10 protein-coding genes are annotated in these 22,140 nt (G+C 56.4%); 8 read left to right on the forward strand and 2 right to left on the reverse strand.

Annotation, left to right across the window (positions count from 1 at the left end; translation table 11 throughout):
- The first annotated feature begins 20 nt into the window (after positions 1-20).
- From OUZ30_RS00530 to OUZ30_RS00560, 7 genes are all read left to right on the forward strand, one after another.
- Entirely contained in the window at positions 21-3,422 is a 3,402-nt protein-coding gene (locus tag OUZ30_RS00530) for a hypothetical protein (protein WP_266180199.1), read from the forward strand.
- Positions 3,415-4,719: a coiled-coil domain-containing protein gene (locus tag OUZ30_RS00535; protein WP_266180200.1), complete on the forward strand. Its 1,305-nt coding sequence runs from the start codon at positions 3,415-3,417 to the stop codon at positions 4,717-4,719. The genes OUZ30_RS00530 and OUZ30_RS00535 overlap by 8 nt, the downstream gene beginning before the upstream one ends.
- Positions 4,716-6,170, forward strand: a complete 1,455-nt coding sequence (locus OUZ30_RS00540; protein WP_266180201.1) for an Hsp70 family protein — start codon at positions 4,716-4,718, stop codon at positions 6,168-6,170. Before OUZ30_RS00535 ends, OUZ30_RS00540 begins: the two co-directional genes overlap by 4 nt.
- 335 nt (positions 6,171-6,505) lie before the next feature.
- The gene (locus tag OUZ30_RS00545; RefSeq protein ID WP_266180203.1) at positions 6,506-8,329 is read left to right on the forward strand and encodes a UvrD-helicase domain-containing protein; all 1,824 of its coding nucleotides are present in this window, start codon (positions 6,506-6,508) and stop codon (positions 8,327-8,329) included.
- A 7-nt stretch (positions 8,330-8,336) separates the two neighbouring features.
- The gene (locus OUZ30_RS00550; protein ID WP_266180204.1) at positions 8,337-11,531 is read left to right on the forward strand and encodes a helicase-related protein; all 3,195 of its coding nucleotides are present in this window, start codon (positions 8,337-8,339) and stop codon (positions 11,529-11,531) included.
- Between the two features lie 46 nt (positions 11,532-11,577).
- On the forward strand, positions 11,578-13,449 hold the full coding sequence (locus OUZ30_RS00555) for a DUF1998 domain-containing protein (protein ID WP_266183070.1): 1,872 nt from the start codon (positions 11,578-11,580) through the stop codon (positions 13,447-13,449).
- Positions 13,449-15,197: a nuclease-related domain-containing DEAD/DEAH box helicase gene (locus tag OUZ30_RS00560; protein ID WP_266180205.1), complete on the forward strand. Its 1,749-nt coding sequence runs from the start codon at positions 13,449-13,451 to the stop codon at positions 15,195-15,197. The genes OUZ30_RS00555 and OUZ30_RS00560 overlap by 1 nt, the downstream gene beginning before the upstream one ends.
- 30 nt (positions 15,198-15,227) lie before the next feature.
- Here OUZ30_RS00560 and OUZ30_RS00565 read toward each other — a convergent pair whose 3' ends face one another.
- Both OUZ30_RS00565 and OUZ30_RS00570 read right to left on the reverse strand, forming a co-directional pair.
- Entirely contained in the window at positions 15,228-15,596 is a 369-nt protein-coding gene (locus tag OUZ30_RS00565; RefSeq protein ID WP_266180206.1) for a hypothetical protein, read from the reverse strand.
- Positions 15,554-16,768: a tyrosine-type recombinase/integrase gene (locus OUZ30_RS00570; protein WP_266180207.1), complete on the reverse strand. Its 1,215-nt coding sequence runs from the start codon at positions 16,766-16,768 to the stop codon at positions 15,554-15,556. The genes OUZ30_RS00565 and OUZ30_RS00570 overlap by 43 nt, the downstream gene beginning before the upstream one ends.
- Before the next feature lie 353 nt (positions 16,769-17,121).
- Here OUZ30_RS00570 and OUZ30_RS00575 point away from each other — a divergent pair, with 353 nt between their 5' ends.
- The gene (locus tag OUZ30_RS00575) at positions 17,122-22,134 is read left to right on the forward strand and encodes a site-specific integrase (RefSeq protein WP_266180208.1); all 5,013 of its coding nucleotides are present in this window, start codon (positions 17,122-17,124) and stop codon (positions 22,132-22,134) included.
- Positions 22,135-22,140 lie beyond the last annotated feature (6 nt).

The raw sequence follows: 22,140 nt of genomic DNA on the forward strand, positions 1-22,140 counted from the left end.
GCCTTTGAGGCGCCTCGGCCGTGATCGAGACCGTTTCAAAACAGCCATACTGGGCCACAGCGAAACCTTGGCCTGAGACCCGGCTAACAGAGGTTGCGGCCGAGATGGCCGCCATGGCCTCAACGACTCCCTATTGCCACGCGAGAGATCGCAAACGGTTCAGGGAGTTCATCTTCAACATCTCTATGAGCTGCCTTCCCGAAGCTAGTGCGAACTACTACTGGCCAGACCTGCATCGGGAGATATCCAAACGCCTGCGTGAAAGCGACCCTCATCCTTCAGAGGAAGAACTGACAAGATTTGGCCGCGAGCTACTTGAAGTAACAGATCGAAAGGAGCTGAGCAGACTTCGAGAAGTTGGCGTACACCATTGTTTTCTTACCCTCATATTGGAACAAGCCGGGATCGGGAGGGATCGAAACAAGATCATCAATGGCTTTTTGAGCTGGCTGGTTGGATTGCTCCCTTGCATGGAGGAGCGGGCAAGCACCGAAGCCGCGGTTCGCGCAGTCCACGACTACATCCAAACGCAGCATGAGACATCGAGACGCGATGCCATGCTGCTCTCGGGAGTGCTCGCACATATCGGCGCCGAAATCATGTCGCTGGTAGAAGCAATCACGGTATGTCCAGATCGCGTGGAAATGATCGACTGGTCATGGGATCGGTTAAGGCAGTGGTGGCTTGTTGAGGCGGGTTCCGATTTGAACGCCCTAACGCCTTCGGCGGCGAATGTTCTTCTGAAATGGATCTCGAAACTGTCTTCAACGTGGAAACGCTCCGAGATTTTTCGTCTATGCCGCATAAAAAAGATTGAGTGTCATTGGCCCGACGGTTCACAAGCCTCCGCGTACAGCAGCCACTTCGATCTCCCTCTCGGAAGGGCAACCATATCGACACGTCAGGTTTCGCAGGACATCTCCATCATTGATATTGATGAGTTGAGCCTGATCGATATAGAGAGACTTGAACGTGACGTGTGGCATGAAGTCGGGAATTCATATCGCTTCAAGATCTCGGCGGAACCGTTTTCTGAATTTTATCGGGATTTCGGCGAAGCCCGCTCTGTACCTGTATTCACGAATGCCGGAGGAGGCACTGCCAGCGTCCATTTTCTCGGGCGTCGGTCGGTTGACCCCATCCCTGCCGCAGCAAGCGCACTGAATGTTTCTGTCCGCTTCAAGTGGCGTTATGGAAACCTCCTGGCGGTCCTTGGAAGAATCAGGACATCCGTCGAAGACGGTGACGGGTATATTCTACGTATCGGCAACAAGGAGGTCTGGTCGGGATCTGTCCGCAACGGATATTTAGCCGGCCTGACGTTGAGGCCGTTGGGAGTCGAGCGAATTCTGGCCCCTGTGGAGATCAGAATCGACATCAGCCTGATTCGCGATGGTCGAGTCGAGGCGCAGAGGCTCGTTCCTGTGTGGCCGTTGCAAGAGGATGCATTTCTCGTCTGCGGCAGCAATGTCTACCGGAATGCTTCAACCGCAATCTGCTGGGTCAAGTCCGGCCGCGACAACTGGCGCACATCCCTTCTAGCGAGGAAACCTACTCCCGACGTTACGCTTTTCGGCCTGCGAGAAATCACACGTACCGAAACAAGTGTTTCTGGCCGACCCTATTCGCAAATTGAACTCGGTCCATCGGGTGGCTCTCAAGGCGAAGTGCAGGTCGGAAGCCGGAAATGGACAGTCGAGTTCAGAACGCAGCTGGCGCTGTCCTATTTCCCGGATAGAGAGACAGTAAGAGGGTACGTGTCTTTCGCTGGCGCGGGGAATGTCAGAGTGGTTGAGCGAGCGAAGGACGCAGCGCTCCGATGTCACGACCCGATTGGTGATTCCGACCTGGGGCTCTGGCTTGCCGTTGGCGACGTACAGTGCTTCCACAAGCTGAGAAATTCGGACCTCGCGATCCTCCATGATCAGCCGGCAATCGATATAGGAAACATCGCCGAGTCGAACGGCCTGATATGGCAAGGAGGTTGCCTCGCGATTCGGGTCGGAACCCCCTCTACTGCTGGAGAGGCCTCTTTCAACTTTTTCCTGCCTCCGGATAGTTCGGCTGTGGCGTCCTCGCAGCTAAGCAGGCGATCCCGGCTAGAGCTCGAATTTCCGCATCGCTCAATCATGGTCGAGTCGGATACTCCTGTTCTCGCGCCGGATGCGTTTGAGGCGAAATATTGCGTTGGCACAATTCGGGGGGAGGAGTGGAAGGTAACGGCCCGGTGGAAGCCTCGTCTGCTTGATATGACTGTTGGAGATTCACTCGGCGCAGAGTGCGGCTATCGGTACAGGGTGTTCGCGCAGCCGTTGATCCCAACAGAGATTAGTTGTCGCCCCGTCCTGTCTCACGCGAGTCACTCAGCGGTAAATTTTGCAGGCACGTTATTCCAGTTTGATACGAGTGAGTCATTCGATCTCTTGCCTCAGGTTCGACTGCACATGGCGGAGAGAAGATCGAACACTGCGCCGCTGGTGTTCGCTTCCGGCAGTGAACAGGTGGCGTGGAGTGTTGACGCTTCACCGTGCGTGCGACATTTGCAAGCGGTAGTTGCGTCACAGTTGAATGGACTTATGCAGGTTGCGGTGCAACTGAGGTTGGCAAGTCTGTTTCCCTGCGAGCTAATGCTTACGCTGGAGGGCGACAACCAGCCACCCGCGAACAAATCATTCTGGACAAACCCTGGCCCGGATTTCGAAGAATCTTTTGAATTTTCATTGCTCGTTGCGATGCCGCATGAGTCAGAGGGGCCGCTGCGGATTCGGGTAACGAACGGGCAAGAAGAAATTCACGTTTCGTATCTGAAAGATGCTGCATCAGATCCCAGAATGCGCAGCTTTGATGGTATCGAAGGACTGGTAAGAGCCTATCGCGAGACAGGTTCATCTGTCTGCCTCACCGAGATACTTCATGCGTATCTGCAGGGGTATAGGGATGCATGTCTTTTGTGCCTGCCTGGAAGGATTGCCGGAAAGATTGCAACCGGCGCCAATCCTCAAGCCGAGACGGCGACCCGGTTAGCGCTGAAAATGCTCGAGACGATTGAGTCAGGATCTATTGCCTATCACCCACTGCCTTCGGTGCGCGGTATTGACGAGGACCTTGCAGTGCTGACGTGTTCAATTTGGCTAATGCTGTCGGGGCGTTTAGCCGCAGCGGGAGTTCTTAGGCCCGACGATTTTACCGAGGCAATAGTCGTCGTTCAGTCGACTGGTGTCCTGCGCCACGAGCGCATGAAGGGCATTGCTGTGCTGGCGGCCGGTTACGCCAGAACCGTTGAAGAGGCGAGACAACTCCCCACCAAAGTCCATTGGACCCTCGAGGCTGTCCCCTCTGAAATGCTCGGATCCGAACTACACTCGTGTCTGGGGCAACTATCGCCGGAAATCCGAATCTGGTTGGGGAATTTAGATGAGTAAGAAAGCGGCCAAGGGACAGCTGAGTGCCCTTGCGCATGATGTGCTTGAGGGACTGGACACTTCTGGAAAACTATCACCTGATCTCACGCAAGAGCTGATCGAGATGTCCGCGGCGACGAGGAAGGATTTCCTTGAGGCTCTCCGCGAGCGAAGCAAGGCGAAGGGTGCAATCAGACAGCCGTCGTCGGTAGTAGAGTTTCTTGCGCCGCTGCTAAGTCCGGGCGCAGCTAACAAGCCAGATTTTCTTCCAAGGTACCTGAGGTCACTTTTTGACTGTGCTCAAGCACTGTGCAGCGAGCCTCCCAGCGCGGCGACGGCACCTTTGTTCATGCGCCTGATCGGGCTCGCGGAGGCTGAGGCCATAAAGGCGAAAGGCTCTCCCTCGATACACTTTGAAGCGCTCTCCTCAATCGAAAGCATCGTATCTGCATTTGATGCGACCCTATCAAGCGGGGATCACCATGCCGAGCTCACGCGTAGCCGCGCCAGCTGGCTGCCTCTTGTTCCAGAGATTGCTGCGAAGTCGAATGCCTCGCTATCGCAAGCTGGCGCAACAGCGCTTATCGCAATCCTGGGGAATCAAACGCATGAGCTTCCTACTGCAGTACGTCTTAGCATCGAACCGCTTCTTCGCGTTGCCGGCAGGAGATCGACGGAAGCCACGCACCCAGCTCAGCCAGTCGCGGAGATTGCCCACAGGTTGACGACCCAGCAGGCAGCAATTCCTGGATCAGGTCTCTTACCAGAAGCTGCAAGGTTTGCCGAAGATTTGCAGGGTCTGGTCGTACGCTTGTCCACCCGGTTCGAGGAAAGACTCGAGAATCTCAGGATCAGCGCGGGGAGGCTTGAATCAGAGAAGTCGAGTCTCGAGAGTCAGCTGAAGGCGTCGTTGGGAGAGGCTGAAATTCAGCGACGAGAATCAGTCAGACTCAAAGAGGAATTGCGGACGCTTCGGATCGACATTGAGGAATCTAGGACCCACGCCACGGGCGTGCAGTTGGAGCTGGAAAAGTACAAAGCGAGGCATGATGTAATCATTCAAGATTCTGACACGCGCGAACGCGACTCGGCCGCGCGTACCAGACGTGAGCTGGTCGACAAGCAACTTCGAACGCTGCTTTCGGTAAGAGACTGCCTGGCAGAGCTGAATTGCGCGCCCAATCCAGGGCGGCCAGTCAGACAGGCTGTTACCAACTTCAATAATTTTGTCCGCTTTCTAGTTCACAGCAGCTACATAGCGTCTGAGCAGATCCCAAAAATTGAAACGTCAAGCGTCCCTGGCGAAACCCTGTCATGAGGATCGGTATCGATCTCGGAACGACAACATCCACAGTCTCAATTCTCGAACCCGATGGAAGAGTTCGGGCAGAACCGCCGATACCGTCGCTGGGCGCCTGGAGAAATGGGGAAACTGTTTTTGGTGAAAAGGCCTACTCAGCGCTAAGCAGTATTGATGAGAAGTCCTTTGCCGTTCGCGATCTCAAGCTTAGCCTTGGCCAACGTGACGTAAGAATCGGGCCTCACATCGAGTCGACTGAAAAGCTGGTCGCTCAGCTTTTGCGCACTCTTGCGCGGCGGGTGGCTGGTGATCATGAGATCGAGGAAGCCGTAATCGGGACTCCAGTCAACGTATCAGAGGAACATCGCGCTGCGTTGCTGAGAAGTGCCGAGCGTGCGGGGTTCAAGAGGGCCAGGCTGGTCTATGAGCCAACTGGAGCTCTCGTAGGTGCAATTGATCCGAGTCGAATGAGTCAACACAGCATCGTACTGGTTGTGGACTGGGGCGGCGGTACGCTCGACCTGTCGATTGTGAAGCGAACTGGTGACGTACTTCGTGAGCTGGCCGTTGACGGGGACGTTTCAGTTCTTGGTGGATCACAAATGGACGAGCGGCTTCTGTTGGCGCTCGTCAATCAGCAACCAAAACTGAAAGCTCGTCTTGCCGAGATGCCGGCATGGCGTGATGAGCTCATGGTTGATGTTGAGCAGTACAAGCGACAGATTCTCGAGTCGGCCTATCCTGAAGAAGACGAAGTAGAGATCTGGCCAAAGTGGCTGGACGAGCCCCTCGTTCTAAAAGGCGGCGACGTCGTGCGGGCCGCGACTGACATGTCACAGCTTGCGGCCGAGCGGATACTGGAATTTCTGTATCGATCCTCTGTAAGCCTTTCGCAGCTGACTCACGTTTTGTTTGCGGGAGGAGTCTGTCAATGCGATCTGATCCGCGAAATGCTCCGTGACAAGCTGCCAGACATCGAAGTGATCGAAACGTCGGCTCCGCAGCAGCTGACCGGCCGAGGCTGCGGCCGTTTGCTCCAGTATGGGTTCGAGGTCCAGCTCGCTTCCGACTTTGGTGTCAGGCAGTCGGATGGGACATTCTGCGGAATTCTTCCAGCAGGGCATGACTTGGGTCTAGGGACCTACCGTGTGGCCGATTTCATGCTGACAGACGCGCTGGCTCCTGAGGCGATATTCGATTTCGGCATTGTTTCTTCGAGCGCCGAGCGCTCTGACATGATGTCGGGAAGCGCCGAGGGTTTCCTTAGTCTTAGCACAATGTTCCTGCGATGCCAGCAGAGCTTGGGTCAGCTCCGCGGGGGCTCACATGACGTCGTGCGACTATACTCAGGCATCACTCATTCGCTCACTGTCACTGTGTTTGCACAATCAAATGTTGGTGGCTCATCGGATAGCCGAAGCATCACCGGCGTACCCCTTTTGATCCGGCTGAACGGGATTGATTCATGAAGCCCAACATCCGGCTGCAAACCAACGTTTTATGTGTGAAGCAAGGTAGCCAAAGCCTGACTCACAGCGAAATCGTCGGCCGTCTTGGATATTTCGAACTGGCTGAGTACAGGCGGATTAACCCTGTCCTATGGACTCAGGCTCCCAACTACCGATGGACGGACCGCCAGCGGTGGGAACTCGATGGTCCACGTGGACGCACGAAGGAAAGTTCCGGAAGTCTGTGGCAACGACGGCCCGACATGCGTCCGGTGCCGCCATCACAATTGCAAAACCCCTTTGAAGTCCAGACAGACATCCTTGTGTCAGAGAGGGGGCGGCGCTCGTTGAGTTCGATGGAACCATTGATTCCTGTGGTTTCGCTTCCCTCTGAGCCCACGGATGTCTGCTCGGAACAGGACAGTGTCATTACCGCAGGCATCCAAGAGGATCTGCTGGTTGTTGCGCCGCCTGGCACAGGCAAGACGCACACACTGATCGAGAGAATAGCGTACCTGATCTCGCATGGGCACGTTGAAAATCCTCGTGAGCAAATACTGGTTCTGAGTTTTACCCGGTCCGCTGTCGCCGAGCTGAAGAAGCGATTGCTTGCGAAGGTCCATGCCGGAGGTTCGGGGGATCTGCTCTACGCACAGATACGCACGTTCGATTCACTGGCCACGAATCTGCTTCGGATGGACCTGCATCAGGACAGCATTGCTGGGGGTTACGACAATCGGATAGCCCAGCTCAACGAACTCTTGGGCAAGGGGAAACTTCCACATACAAAGGACGCCCTATCGAAAGTGCGATTTCTCCTCGTGGACGAGGTGCAAGATCTCAACGGCGACCGCGCAAGGATGGTTCTGGCGATTGCAAGCGACGTCGCAAAAAGCGGTGGCTGCTGCATGTTTCTTGGCGATCCAGCCCAAGCGATCTACGATTTCGAGGAATCCAAAGACGCCGAGAACGCATTCACCTCAATCGATTTCCTGCGGAAGATCACGGAAGGCAGCTACTCGGGGAGATCGCCCGCAAGGGAGGAATATTCCGAGTATCGCCGCTTCGAAACCCGGGAAATGCTGGACTTCGTTAGGGCTGCGAGAGCAGCGATGGGAAGCAACGGCTCACATCCGGATGGTTCCCACCTCGACGAGCTTCTCGGCGCCCTGGGAGAGCGGACAAGTCTATCCAGTGTTCCCGCGCTAGTTAATCCCACGACGACAACCGCGATCCTGACAAGAAACAATCTAGAGGCCTACTGGATCTGTGACTGGCTCACTAAGCGCGGTATCGAGGCGGATCTGTGGCGCGGCGCCGGCGGGAGCTATTGGCCAGGTTGGATCGGCAGACTATTCCTGGGATTCCAGGGCGAATGGATTTCAATCGAGAAGGCCCGTCAGCGGTGGGAAAAGCACGTCGCGGCGTATACAAGCATTACGTTCGAAGAGGCGGTTTGTTTCCTCGAGAAACAGGGGTTGAGTGAGCCCGGCGCGGGAACCATCCAGCTGGGGCCGATTTCCGACCACCTCCTGAATGGTTCTCCAGTCAATCCACAGGGAAACGCGAAATCGAGAATCGTAATTTCCACGGTCCATCGATCGAAGGGACTTGAGTTCGATGATGTCCTTTTGCTCTCGCCTAGTGGAATGGATGGTGCCGATGAAATCCGGATCGTCTATGTGGCCGCCACCCGAGCAAAGCGAAAGTTCCGTGTGCTGGAGCGGGATAGCCAAGTGATCAGGAAGGGAAACAGGCAAAGCCGCTCATTGAAAACAAGCGGATTCCACATATTCAGCTACCCGAAGGCGCCGCGGATTGGACTTCTGGTCGACGGATATGACGTCATTGATCCTGATTCAATTCTGAGCCTCGAGGAGCCTCTCGCTGCCCAGAAGAGGCTGTGGGAGGAATGCGCCGGACGACCAAGAACAATGGAGGTAATTGGACTGTCCGCCACAGTTTCCGGGAATACGATCGGGCAGCTCAGCCGCAAGTATGCGGGTGACATAGGCATCCTCCGCCGCTGCCGCGGCGTTCCCAATTCTGGCCTCGATGGCCTTCAGGTTGTCGATCTGGCAACCGTCTCAATCCAGGCATTCGGAAATACAGCAGAAGACGAGCTTGGCACTGCGAGGCTTGCAATTGTCCCCGTCGTAACTGGCGTTGCGTCCATATAGGTCAAGCATGAACAATTTTGAACAAGCCAGAGACCTCCTGACTAGCGACTTGCGTAAGTACCTTATCGGTCCTGCTGAGGGGGAAGAAGAGATAATTCCGGAAAGAGCCAGCGACCGGTATCACGTGGGCAGTCTCGCTCCCTCGGGAACCATCGTTTCCCAAGAGGAGGACGACGCTGATGATTCCGCAGATGCGAGTGGAGCAGAAGGAAAGAGCGGCGACGGTGTCCTTGCGCTGGCAAATGCCGCACAGCAGTCTGCGGTGGGTTTCACCTTCCAGGTTCCCACGAACAGGCGCGTGCTGATAGATGTGTCGTGGGCCGACTACATTGCCGTAGCCGACAAGAAATCTGGCACGGTTTCGGTCAATGGATCCCAGTCGGGCGACCATTGTTCCGACGGCGCCGTAAGCCAGTCTGCAAGCACGAGCTCCTGGAGATGGCGCCGCTCACCACATGTCCTGAACGACATTGTGCTTCCTCTCCAGATTCTCGATAAATCCGGATCGGAGCAGATCGCATCCGATGGCGACATAAGTCTTGAGCTTCACGAGCGTGTGAGTGGAAACCTGAGGATTGTTACAGTCTCCCTTGTGAACCGTCGGCCGCGTCCCGATCGAGAAAAGAGACGGGAACAGGGCGTTCCGCCAGAGGACGCCAATATTTATCAGGTCTCGCTTTCAATCCGCTCGGAAGATGGGTCGAAAGCATTTGTCTCAAGATCAAGTAGCGAGATGATCTCCGATCCAGAGTTCCTCGTTCACGAGTTGCTCTACCGCAACGTGAGGCAGTATGCCGTAGGACATGGATGTGCAACAGACTGGTCGCCCGATGGAACGGACGCAAGCGTAGCGAAGATCTGGTCAGACTGGCTGCCAACCTCTGAGGTCTTTAAGGCGTCTTCAAGGGTCGAATCACTCGACGGTTCCACAGCGCTAGATGTCGCGTACCTCGCTTCTGCCCAAAGAAAGGAATTGATCGAAGAGCTTGGGGCTCTGCCGAACGCCTACGCCAGCTGGATCGCCGGTCTGCGTTCCTCGCTTGACGAAGTAGTCAAGGAATGCGACTCCAACGTCGCGTCGCGTATTCGGGGAGTCGCCACAAAAAATCTGGACGCGTGCGAGCGCGTAAACAACCGCATCAGGGAAGGAATCGCCTTGATCGCCTCTGACGATCATGTCTTTTGTTCGTTTGCACTTGCCAACGCAGCGATGGAAGCAAGCATGAGGATCGCGCGGCCCATGAGCACGCCGCTATGGCGTCCATTTCAGTTGGCCTTCCTGCTTCTGGCCATGCCGTCTACTGCGTCGGGTGACCATCCGGAGCGCTTAACTCTGGATCTGATCTGGTTTCCCACCGGTGGCGGAAAAACTGAAGCCTATCTAGGACTTGTCGCGTTCACCCTGTTCCATCGCCGACTGTCAGCGTCAAATCCCAGGGATGGCGGGGGAACGGCTGTAATCACGCGCTACACGCTCCGCCTGCTTACCATGCAGCAGTTCGAGCGTGCGGCCAGGACGGTAATGGCGTGCGAAGTGCTGCGGCGCAAGGATCCGGCTGGCTTAGGTTCTGAACCTTTCTCCATCGGCCTTTTCGTTGGCAATGGCGTCACTCCCGGCGATCTTGCGACTGCCCAGAGAGTGCTGGAAGGAACAAACGAGGACAAGTCGCTCGCGACGCTACCTGTGACCAAGTGCCCCTGGTGTTCTGAAAAGATACGATCCAATCGCGACCAAACAATCGACCGCAGTGGGCTTAGGGTCGTTACTCGATGCCATAACCAGGCCTGTGATTTTCAAGCCGGTTTGCCTATCGCATGCGTGGATGAGGAACTGTTTGCCCATCCTCCTTCGATGATCATTGGTACCGTCGATAAGTTCGCCATGATGGCCTGGGAGCCACGGATTGGCCGTCTGTTCGGCCGGCCGAATCTATCGAGGCCGCCAAGCCTCATCATTCAGGATGAGTTGCACCTCATAGGCGACGCTCTGGGGTCGATCACTGGCCTGTACGAGACCGCCGTCGATCTCCTCTGCTCTGAAAATGGAGTTCAGCCGAAGATTGTCGGGTCAACGGCGACCATCAGGCGCGCCAGAGCCCAGTCACACTCAGTTTTTCTCCGGGAAGTTGCGCAGTTTCCGCCAAACGGGCTCAACTACGACGACTCATTCTTTTACCGCGAGGACCGGTCAAACGCAGGGCGGGTCTACATGGGAGTGCATGCACAGGGAAGATCACCGAAGCATACGCTGGCGCGACTGATCGGGATTCTCGGTCAGGGTGCCATGTCAATCAAAGACAAGACAGCTCAGGATCACTACTGGACGCTGGTCACCTACTTCAACAGTCTTCGCGAGCTGGGAGGCGCCTGGGTGCTTGGACTGGATGACGTTCCCAAGTACATCAAGGCAATGCCGGCGAAGCAAATGCCCGATCGGCGTCTCGGCGAACCTACAGAACTGACGAGCCACCTGCCATCCACAGCGATTCCTGGCGTCTTGGAAAGGATCGCTGCATCGAGAAATTCTGATGACGACGATCGCGAAACCGTTGACCTGCTCCTGTGCACAAACATGATTTCCGTAGGTGTCGACATCGATAGACTGGGTCTCATGATCGTCAACGGACAACCGAAGACCACGGCCGAGTACATACAGGCAACAAGCCGGGTAGGAAGGCCGGAAGGCGCGGCGGGTCTCGTAGTGACCCTGTACAACTGGACCAGGCCACGGGATCGATCGCACTACGAGAGGTTCAGGTCGTATCACGAGAGCTTCTATCGAAATGTCGAAGCGACAAGCGCGACGCCATTCTCAATGCGTGCGCGTGATCGCGGCCTACATGGGGTTTTCGTTTCGCTGATGAGACTCACGATTCCTCAGCTGGCGGATTCGCCGATGACAATTGATGATCCTGCAGTCAAACCTCGAGTCGCCCTCATCATGAGTTCCATTGTGGATCGGGCGCAACGGGTTTCCGGGTCGGAGGACGTTGCAGCTGAGGTCCTGGAGGAACTTGAGTACATTCGCGACAAGATCCGGGCTGTCGCCGAAATGGAGGGCGTTTGGCATCGCGGTTCGGGTGTCCGCGTCCTCCGCAGGCCAAATGAGGCAAGAGGTGTCGGAGGTGGGATAGAGACGCCGCAGTCCATGAGGGACGTAGATCCGCCCTGTGCCATTGAACTCAAATCTCTTTCGTCTTAATCAGGCTTAGACAGTGAACCGACCTCCCAACCGCGCGCGTCAGGAAGTGAAGCCATCGAAGACCACAGTCGGAAAGCTTGGCATGTCCCAGGCGGTATCGACATTTGGCATCGGTTCCATTTACGAGATGCGCTCCGCGGGCAACTCTGGCGACCTTGTTCTTCATTCTGTGATGATGGCTGGACTTGAATACTGGCCCCTAGATAACTCGAGTATCCTGCGAGAACCATCTCTGGCACATGCGCTCGGGGTGAATGTGTTCCGTCGACCTCCAGTGGCTGGCGACGACGCGCGGACGTCGAAGGCAATGCCAGCGGTTCGATTCCCAGGACTTCACTACTGCAGCAAGGAGTCTTGCGGCCGCGTCGGCTTCGTTGGAAAGGAATTCTCAGATGAACGCACTAGAGGAGTCCGTTGCGCAAAGAGCGGCTGTGGAGGGAAAGGTGTTCCCTTCCGTTTCGTTGTCGCGTGCCACGACAAGCTTGATCCGGTTCAGCCTGGTCATATTGAGGATTTTCCGCACACTTGGTGGGCACACGAGTGCGATCGCGCCTGCGAGTCTCCCGTGGTTGTCCTGTCGGCCAGTACAGATAAGTCCGGCCTCGAAGGACTTAGGTTGCGTTGCACCTCTTGTGGCAAGAGCAGGAGCCTGGCTGGCATCTTCTCAGAAGGGTCACTTGCTCATCTGAGATGTCGAGGTCGGCGGCCCTGGCTCGGCGACAGCGAGGAAGGCTGCAATCGACAGCTGCGCGTTCTGCAACGAGGAGCATCCAACGTCTATTTTCCTGTAGCCGCCTCAGCGATTTCAATTCCTCCATTCTCGACCAGATTGAACAGTCTGCTTTTGGAAGTCCTTGGGCAAGGCCTGATCAACCGCATTCTCGGCGGTGATCACGGTGGAATTGAGAATGAGATTGCAAATCTGAGGAACACACCAGGACTTGATGACCCAGACCAGTTTTCCGACCAGCAGATACGTGAGGGAATTCTTGTAGTCGCCGGTGTCCACGATGCCAACTTTGCGAATACAGAAGCAGAGCAAAAACAGCTCGAGCGCAACGCCCTCGTTATGGGACAGCATGAAGACGACGCAGGAGACTTTCATGCAGAACGTGTCCAGTTCAATCCGTCGGATGATGCCCTTGATGGCCTTATAGGGAACCTCGTCCAGGTACATCGTCTTCGCGAGGTTCGCGCATTGCGGGGATTTCAACGTGTCGACCCCACGTTTGATGGCGACCCGTACCAGCTGCAGTGTGCGCCACTCTCAAAGAGTCCTCAGTCATGGCTTCCGGCTATTGAGGTCCGTGGAGAAGGGATCTATGTCGAACTCGACTCCAGTGCAGTTGCGAAGTGGGAACTCTCACCGCCTGTACAAGCCAGGATTGGTCTAATCAGGAAGAACTATGTCAAAGCTTGCCGGAATGCCGGCCGCGATCCTGATCGCCCGCCATCGGCAAAATTTATCCTGGTGCACACGCTTTCGCATATGCTGATGAAGCAACTATCACTTGAATGCGGCTATTCGGGTTCATCGCTTCGTGAACGCCTCTACGTATCTGATGATGTTTCTCAAGAAGTACGTGCAGGCTTTCTCATGTATACGGCTTCCTCGTCCGCGGATGGAACCCTTGGGGGCCTGGTCAGTCAGGGTGAAGCCCCGGTTTTTGCGAGGATGCTACGCAGTGCTGTTGAATCGGCACGCTGGTGCTCATCCGATCCCCTTTGCATTGAAAGTGTTGGGCAGGGCAATGATGCCCTCAATCTTGCAGCGTGCCACGCATGCGCCCTGATTGCGGAAACTTCCTGCGAGCGAAGGAACATGTTTCTGGATCGTGCACTTGTTGTCGGAACACTGTCGGACCGTAGTCTTGGTTTCTTCAGCAAACTCATCTTTGAAATGGATGTCACCAACTGATGGCGAAGATTCATCCCTCCTGTCGTCCCACTCGCTCAGACAGGGTCAGTGATGCGGAACTTGATGTGCTGGAGGCACTCACGTTGTTGCCAGACGAATGGGTCGTTCTTCACTCGTTGTGGATGAAGACACACCACACGAAACTTCACGCTGAGGCCGATTTCGTTCTGATCACTGATCGTGCAGTGATCATTCTCGAGATAAAGGGCGGTGACGTATGGCGCGATAGCGAGGGCTGGAACTTTCGCACCAAGTCCCGCAGCAGGCACAACACGAAACGTGAGGGTCCGTTTGACCAGGCACGGGGAGCTTACTATGGACTTCGCCAGTACCTTAAAGATTGCGGACACCAAGAACTCTTCAATGAGCTTGTGTGGGGTTACGGCGTTATCTGTCCAGAGTGCATTCTCAAAGTGCCTCACGATGATGCGTTTGCCGACAAGGCAATGCTGCTGGATGAACGGGGCTTTCCGGGAAAACTGGGCGCTTATATCAATGAGCTCACCGATTACTGGACTCAACGTCTGGTAAACGACAACCAGGGCGGCAGGAAAGTCAGAGATGCCCGCATTAGTCTGCCGCGCCGGCTGGAGCTAGTGCGACTGTTGCGCCCAAATTTTGAGCTGGTTACCGGCGTCGGTGCTGAAAGTACTCACGTTGAGAGGGAGTTGATAAGACTTACTGATCGTCAGCTCGTGGCTCTGGACTATATGGCTCTGGAGCCACGTAACCTGCTTATCGGCGCGGCAGGGACGGGGAAGACAGTCCTTCTGATAGAACAGGCGCGGCGATCGGCTTCGGAAGGAAAGAAAACTCTGGTCCTCTGCTTCAATAAAATTCTGGCAAGGAAAATGGCTACAAGTCTCCAGGTCGATGGTGTCGAGGTGGGGAGCTACCACCAATTCGCTGTACGCCTTTGCGCAAAATCAGGACTGGCTGCCAAGTTTTCGGAGTCGTGGGACGAGTTCTGTATTTCTCTCAGGGAGCAATCAGCTGAACTGATCTCATCGATGACTGTCGACGACCTATACGACTACGTGCTGATCGATGAAGGGCAGGACCTCATGAACTATGAGTTCATGGAGCTAGTGAGCTGTGTCCTTAAAGGGGGTCTTGAGTGCGGAAGCTGGATGATCTCCTGCGACGAGCGGCAGGCTATATTCCATGACAATTTTGACGAGTCGCTTATTGCACGGCTTCGCGGTGTCGCAAAGCAGACCCCCCTTGCTCTCAACTGTCGAAACACCCGACAGATCGCCGCGTATGTTTCGGGATTCTCTGGCGAGGGAGCAACCTCGACCCGGGGTGTAAACGGCGAGATCCCATTGTTTCGGTACTTTGATACCCGTGAGGACTACCTGAAAGTCCTCAAGAAAGTCGTGAACGAGCTTGTCCACTCCTTCATTGATGCCGGACTTGCTGCTTCCGAGATTGTAATTCTTTTTACAGACAAGGAATTTGTTCCCGACGAAGTAACGAGACCGGGATTTTTTCTGCGCGCCGTTAGCCCATTCGACCCTGACGTTTCTGCTGGTGACCGCATCCAGATTTCGAGCGTTCAAGCCTACAAGGGACTGGAGGCGAAGGCGATCGTGTTGCTGGGCATCAAGGAGTTTAGCGGTAGATCATCTCGTGGTCTTTTCTACGTGGGTGCATCAAGAGCGAAGAGTAACTTGAGGGTTATCCTCCACAAGGATTGCGACTACGCAAAGAATGTCATTCCGCAAATTTCCGAGATCCTGAGATGAAGCGGCTTTGGCTGGAATTTCTGTCCTAGATCATCCTTTGATGCGCGACGCATCGAAGTATTTGGGCAACACGCATCTCCGTGTCTCGGCGATGCACGTTTTTGATCCCGGAATCATGTAGTCCTTGTACGTCACCTGCCCAATCGCGGACGTTGATTCACTACGACACATCACACCGTCCTTACCGTCGTCCGAGCAATAAGCAGGTTCACCCAACGCCGAACCGGCCGCAAAGCCTGCGGCGCCCCCAAGCAAACCGCCAAATATTGCATGCGCGATGACATCCAGCGGAAAGGTTGGGCCCATTGCGTCCGTAATCGCCGTCGAGGCACCCTTGATGGAACCGATAGCTCGGCTCAGGGACGGGTGGGTAGGTTCTCCAATAATGCCGGTTTGCATGGTGGCGCAGCAATCTCCAGCGAGAGTTTTGACTCAAGTAATTTGGCCACCGCCACTCCGTCGTTTCGCGTCAAATTCGGGATAAATCGCGAGTACACGCGAAAGAGCATCTGCGTGTTCGCGTGTCCAAGAATGTGGGCAACCCATTCGGGATTTTCGCCGGCGCCCAGCATCAGTGTCGCCGTGGTGTGCCTTGTCTGATAGGGCCGGCGCGCGGGCAAGCCCAATTGCTTGAGCAGGGGAAGCCAAATCCGGTTGTTGAAGTTCTTGGCGTTGATGGGCAGGCCATTACGGGTCGGAAAGACCCACGGACACGCCGGATCCCGCGATGCCCATTGGATCTCCAAGGCCGCCTGAACCATCGGCAGCATCGGCACGTCACGCGAGGACCGTTCCGTCTTGGTCCCCTCTTCCAATTTGCCGATGACCAAGGTCTCCCGGACGAGGATGAGCCCCCGTTCCCTGTCCACGTTCTCCCATCGCAACCCATTGATCTCGCCGGTTCGTAGTCCGGAGAAGAACCGCGTAATCAGGTAATTGCGTAGATCGGGCCGTACAGCCTCCAGGATGGCCTGAACCTCTGCAAGGTTAAATGGCCTGGCATCCGAGCGCTTCATCTTCAGGGGCTTGATGCCCTGAAATGCTGGCGAAAACTCAAAGCGAAGCGCGGCCTCGTTGAGCACCTGCCTCAGGAAGCACATGATCTTGTTGATCCGACTGGGGCTGAGCGCCCCCTTGTAACCCCGAAGCGTTGCCAGGTGGGCGCGGAAAGCCAGGATGTCCGCGCGGGAAATGGCCGACACGGAAGTCTCGCCGAACCGCGGCAACAGATTTTTTGCCATGACCTCCCTGACGGTGCGCAGGTGGATGGCGCTCCACTGGGGCGTCATCTCTGCAATCCAGGTTTGTGCAAAATCGCGAAAGAGCGGTGAGCGCCTCCTCTTATGGATCTCGCCATCAAACGTCGCGGCCTTAGGGCTCTCGGGAAAGAAATCCCCGTAGCGGAAGCCTTCATCCTTCATGGCAGCTTGCAGGTTGCGAAGGAGGGCTTCGGCGCGCCGCCGATCCGCCGGCATGTCCATGTAGGACGTCTGTTCCCGGCACCGCACTCCTTTGTAATAGAAGTCGAGGTAAAGCCTCCCCGTTTCGGGCCGAACGCGGATCGAGGACATGGTCAGGCGCCCCTTCCGGTGATGGCGGGGGTGTGAAGGGACACTCCAGCAGGACTGACTGCGCACGGACTAACGAGTGGTTGGGCGAGCATGGCTGGTCTCATAGGCAAGATTTGCCCTACGAGACCACGGGCGACGATTTGCGCAAGTCGACGATCATGCGTCTTGTCGCCCCGTCTTGCCGCGCTTCGCTAGACCCTCGGACTGTCCTTCGTGGACAGTTGCCGCTCCTCGTCCCCGCGCCATTTTCGCGACAAGCCCGGTTTATCTGCACCTCCGCAAACATGAGGGGGGTCTATTTGCCATCAGCATGGCTAACGCGTCCGTCATTGCGGCGCGCGCCAGCACGTCGCGTGATCGTGCGAAATGGGCTCAACGTGAGAAAGGACCAAGAAGACTATCTGACCGGCTATCTGACCAAACGAGGTATGCGCCATCAGCAGATGCAGTTGCTTTTTCGAATCCTAGTCGCCGTCGGTTCATCGAATCATGCCGTGTGGACCGCAACGACCCTCCTTCTTAAGGAGGTGGCCAATAAGTTCCCTTGGTTCGCGGAATCTCCTCAGGGAGCAGCACTTGGACGCCCGGCCACCTTCAGCTCGTTCTTTTCGGCCAACAGCACAATGCTACAGATGCTTGGGTATGACGATTCTCAAGGGCCGGATCACTGCATGATGCTATCGCTGCTACAGCACAGCGGTAGCAGCACGGGCCACCTGGCCCTGAGGGACGTGGCAATTCTTGCCATCATCGCCGCTTGTCACGACGACAGCGAAGACGTCGACTGGCAGACAGACCTCTCGGCCATTGCCCGCATCGCCGGCGCCACGGATGAAGCCATCGTGCGCGCCATTTCGCGATTGACCTTTGACTGTCCCTCCTCGGTGCTCAGCCAATGGCGGTCCGTCATGGACGAACACGCCACCTTGTCGACCGATACTCGGCGGTCACTGCTCTCCTTGGCGCGCATTGTTCGCAGGGCCTGGCCCCTTCCTCCAAAGGAGCCTTTGCCTTCGCCGCTGGGGCCGGACCCTTGCGTCGGATCTGCGGCAGTCTCTGACGAGTGCGCGGCATCCATGGAGTTACCCAATTCCAGTGGAAGCTTGATTGCGGCTGCTCAGGGGGGCGAAACGGAACCTCATGTTACGGGCGACTCGGACACATCTATCGCCTCATCGAAGGCCCCGGCGCGGAGGCGAAAGTCGACGAAGGAGGAACGCAAGGAGCACGGATTCGGCAAGATCGCCGGCAAGCGCATTAGGGTCAGGGAGTTGCCCTCAAAGGCCCAGCTTCTCAACGTCCCTCAAAAGCCTTCTGACCCCGAAGATAAAGGCGAGCGACGTCAACCCGAAGACTACCGCAATGCTCAGTACATCTTGGCGGCTCCATCACCTAGTACCGCGAAGATCGAAGTGGCCCGGCCTTTGGTCGGTGAGCGCATGGCGATCTGTGATTTTCGCGCTGATAAGTGTTGGCTGGCCGATACGGACCGCTGGAATGTTTTGACGCCCGAGGAGACAAAGCATGCCCTCAAAGCGGCGTTCGATCATGCAGAGCAAGCAAAGTCGGATATTGACGTCGGCGGTGATATTGAACATGCCAAGGGAGAGCTGCGTGCGACCCTCGAGCTCGTCCTGATTGCCCTGGCCGCGATATCAGACAAGTCAGTCGCCGAGGTCCAGTTCGCTACGCGCAAACACGCGCTTGCCGCATCGAACGCTGTTTCCGTGACGTGGGATGGGGAGCTCATCCGGAAAATTCCCTCCGTCAAAGGTCGCTTCAAGCCTAAGCCGGAAGAAATGGAGTACCTGCGGCCAGTCCAGGAAATGGTGATCCTTCGCCTGCCTCTGGAAGGCGTGCGCCTGCTGCGGGCATGGATCAAGGTTGAGAAGCTGGACGAGGCGAGAGGGCCGGTAAAGTTATTTACGGAGCGCGTCGCGGGGTCGAGGCGCCTGTCGCCGTTATGTGAAATGCTGGCCAATCGGTCGGGGGTGCATCGCCTCGCGGCTGGACGCCTTCGCGACGTACTTCCTTTTGACGTGTTCCGAGTCACCACCGACGTGACGATTGCGCAGTTCGTCTCTGGCAGGGCGCTTCGCCTTTCTCCAGTGGGGGGCTCCTACTACACGGCTCGGCTCTGCGAATTGCAGACGGTCTACGATCAGTTTGTGCGCCGGATTGGGCTGACCCCTGCTGCCGCGATGACCGCCGGCCTCGACGTCCTGATTGGTTCGAAGCTTAGTATGAACGACGAGTACGTCCATCAGCGGATTGCGGGCATGGGGAACGGACTCAATCGGTCCACCGCCATGCTTCGGAGTCCGATCGCGAAAATCGTCGATTGTCACAATCGAATGGTGGCCTATGTAGGCGGCATGCTCGAGGCCGCTATGGCGACTCGCAGCGCAGGCACGGTGGGGGACATCCGGATGCGCGATATGTGTTTGGCATCAGGGCTCATCGAAATTTCCGACAAGGACGTGGACGCAGGCCATTCGGTACGCCGCCTCGTTCTCTGCCCCATGGTCGTCGAACAGATTCGCGCGTTTCGCGCGCATCTCTACACGTTACAGACGATGGAGAGGCTTCCACATCATATTCGCGCCTATGCCACATGTGCTCTTTCCGGCGAAGGTCCGCTCATTGCGTTGGTGAATCAAGCCAAGGACATCTACCGTTACGAGCGCAAAGCACTCAAGCGCTTCTTTCCCGCCTTAGTTGTACTGCCAGGCAATGCATTTCGTCATCGCGCAGCGACCAAACTGCGAGCGATGGGATGCCGTGGCGACCTGGTGGCCTCACAGCTTGGCCATCTCGAATTTGCCCAAGTCTTCGGGATCGATAGCCCTACTTGCCCGCGCGACCACGACAAGGTTATCGGACAATCGGTGGATGCCTCGCTAAAGTCGGATGGCTGGAAGATCGTGCGCGGCCTTGGCCAAGAGGCCGTCGCTGATCCCGTGCCAGGCCGTCTGAGCCTGGACATGAAAGCCGTCGAGGAAGACGTTGCTCGGCGGGAAAAGAACCGAAGGCCAGATCGGTCGCCCGCATGGCACCGCCGGCGAGAGAAAGAGCTTTCGTCCATTGAGGAGGAAATTACGCAGCTTCTGGAGCGCCATGCCCCCGATTTCCCTGTTGTCCACGGTGTGCGCCACATTAATGGAGAATGTCTGGGAACAATGCGGAACATCATCGCTACGCAGCACACGGAGGATGCTGACTCTCGGGAGTGGCGTTTCGACCTGTTGCATCGCCAGATGATGGCAGGCGAAAGACAAGGGCGATGGGTGTGTGAGGACAGAAGGCGTGTATTTCGCCTTTATACCGAACCCAGTCCATTCGCCCGTGGCATGTTGGAGGAACATGCGAAGATCCTTGGCTTGCGACGTTGGTTTTGCGAGGCCTTGCCGCACGCGATGATCGGTCATGTAGACCAGGACTCGCTCGTGCACTGGTTCCTTTTGGGGCTCATCTTGTTCGACTTCGTGGTCGAAACACGTGAGTTGGAGGCCTACGCTAAGGCTGTGCCTGGCGCGTGGCGGTCTAAGAAACACGGGGATGCCCTGTTTCTCTCCATTCAGATGGACAAGGAGACGACGCTTCAAACCATCCAACTGACAGGCGTCAATGCAGCCCTGGCCGCGCGGCTCTGTGGCAACGACTTTGGCGCTTCAGAAAGCATCATCCAAGACTTTGAAGGCTGGCTTTCGAGGACACTTCCGGCGCTCATGAAGCCGGAGCGTGGCCATGTATTGCCATGCCTGCTTCTCGCCGCCCGCATTTCCAGTCGCTTCGAATTGCCGGGCACCCTTCGGGCACTCAGGAATCAGACGCTCAAGGCCGTCTCGCTTCGGCCAGAGCGGATGCTGGCGCTTGTCGATGACCTTGCAGGTGGAGATGGGCTTATGCCGGCAAAATCACCCGACTTCCATGAGGGGAAGACGGTGGAAGCGCCAGCCTGTTCAGAGGCTGAAAGTCGGACCTTGCGCCTGGCACTGGCCGCGATCCTCCGTCCAGGAAGGAAGAGGTACGAACAAATCACGGCAAAAGTCGGGCGCACTGCAAAGGGTGACGTGGTGCAGACGATGGAGGAAAAGCTGACGGCGTTCAAAGAGCGCGTCAAGTCGACAAGTGAGCTTTTCTATTTTTTGGCAAGCTATGCGCTTCGGCTCCTCACGCGCGGCACTGGAAATTCAGGTCCTCTCAAGCGCTCGTCGGTTGAAAAGTACGTCTGCTGGATTGCCAAGTACCTCTCAAAGTACGGACCGGGTAATGCGTACTGCGCGATGGACGAGGATGCTTTTATCAACCTTTACGATGCGATTGCTGGAAGCGTTGAAGAATCAACGGAGGCAGGCCTACGGGCGTGTTTGTGGTACTTCCACTCGTACATCCAGAGCTACCACCAAGTGGTGCGCCTCGACGCCGCGGAGGTTCTCGGCGGTCATCCTATCCCAGCCAATGTCGATGCAAATGTCATTACTGAAGCGGAGTACCGCAAAGCGCTCGACGCGTTTGCCAATGACATCAGGGCTGCAGTGCGTCGGGGCGATGACGAGGCGGCCAATTATCTCAAAGCGGCGCGTGTGACTCTCATACTGATGCGGCGATCGGGTAGTCGCCTGGGAGAAGTCATGGGCCGACGAACGAAAGACCTTTTCCTGGGTGAGGAGTGTTCAGTGATTGTCTTGCGCGCAAGCAAGTTTGGGACGCTCAAAACCATTAGCGCGCTGCGTGCCGTGAACATGCACCAAGATATGACGCAGGAAGAACGCGTCATTGTATGGCGCTGGATTGAAGAGCGAGAGGGACTTTGTGGTTCCAATGACCGGCGCAATTGGTCTCTTTTTGCTACCGGACGGGCCGATACGCCCCTCCTTGAGCGGCACCGGATCACAGCTTTGTTGTCCGAAAAGCTCAGAATGGCAACCGGTTTGTACGAAGCACGTCCCCATTGGCTTCGGCATAGCGCGACCTGCACGGATTTCAATGCCTTGTATGAACCTGTCAGGGACGCCGAGGGGTGCATCATTCCCGACGTCGCAGTGGCACTTCGTGTTGGAGGCGTGGGTGCCGGACCGTTGCATCTGGGTGAGCAGGTGAGCTTGCGGGCTCGTCGCGGACATCGCCACCTCGCCACGACAATTGCGTCTTACAGTCACACGTTTATCTTAGCCATGGGGCATGGTAGTGCGTGGTCGCGTCTGGCTTTCTCGGACCGGCAGATGGCGGCGATCTGTGGCCTGACTTACGCGCACGTCCGCAAGCTCCGCGAACGGTTTCGAAGGAAGAAATACCGTGATCAGCATCTTGGCATGCTCCTCCTGCAACGGAGCGGCGTGCCCTATGGCGATCACTTGAAGTGAGCGCCT

The organism is Dyella humicola, assembly GCF_026283945.1.
GTDB classification, from domain to species: Bacteria; Pseudomonadota; Gammaproteobacteria; order Xanthomonadales; family Rhodanobacteraceae; genus Dyella; species Dyella humicola.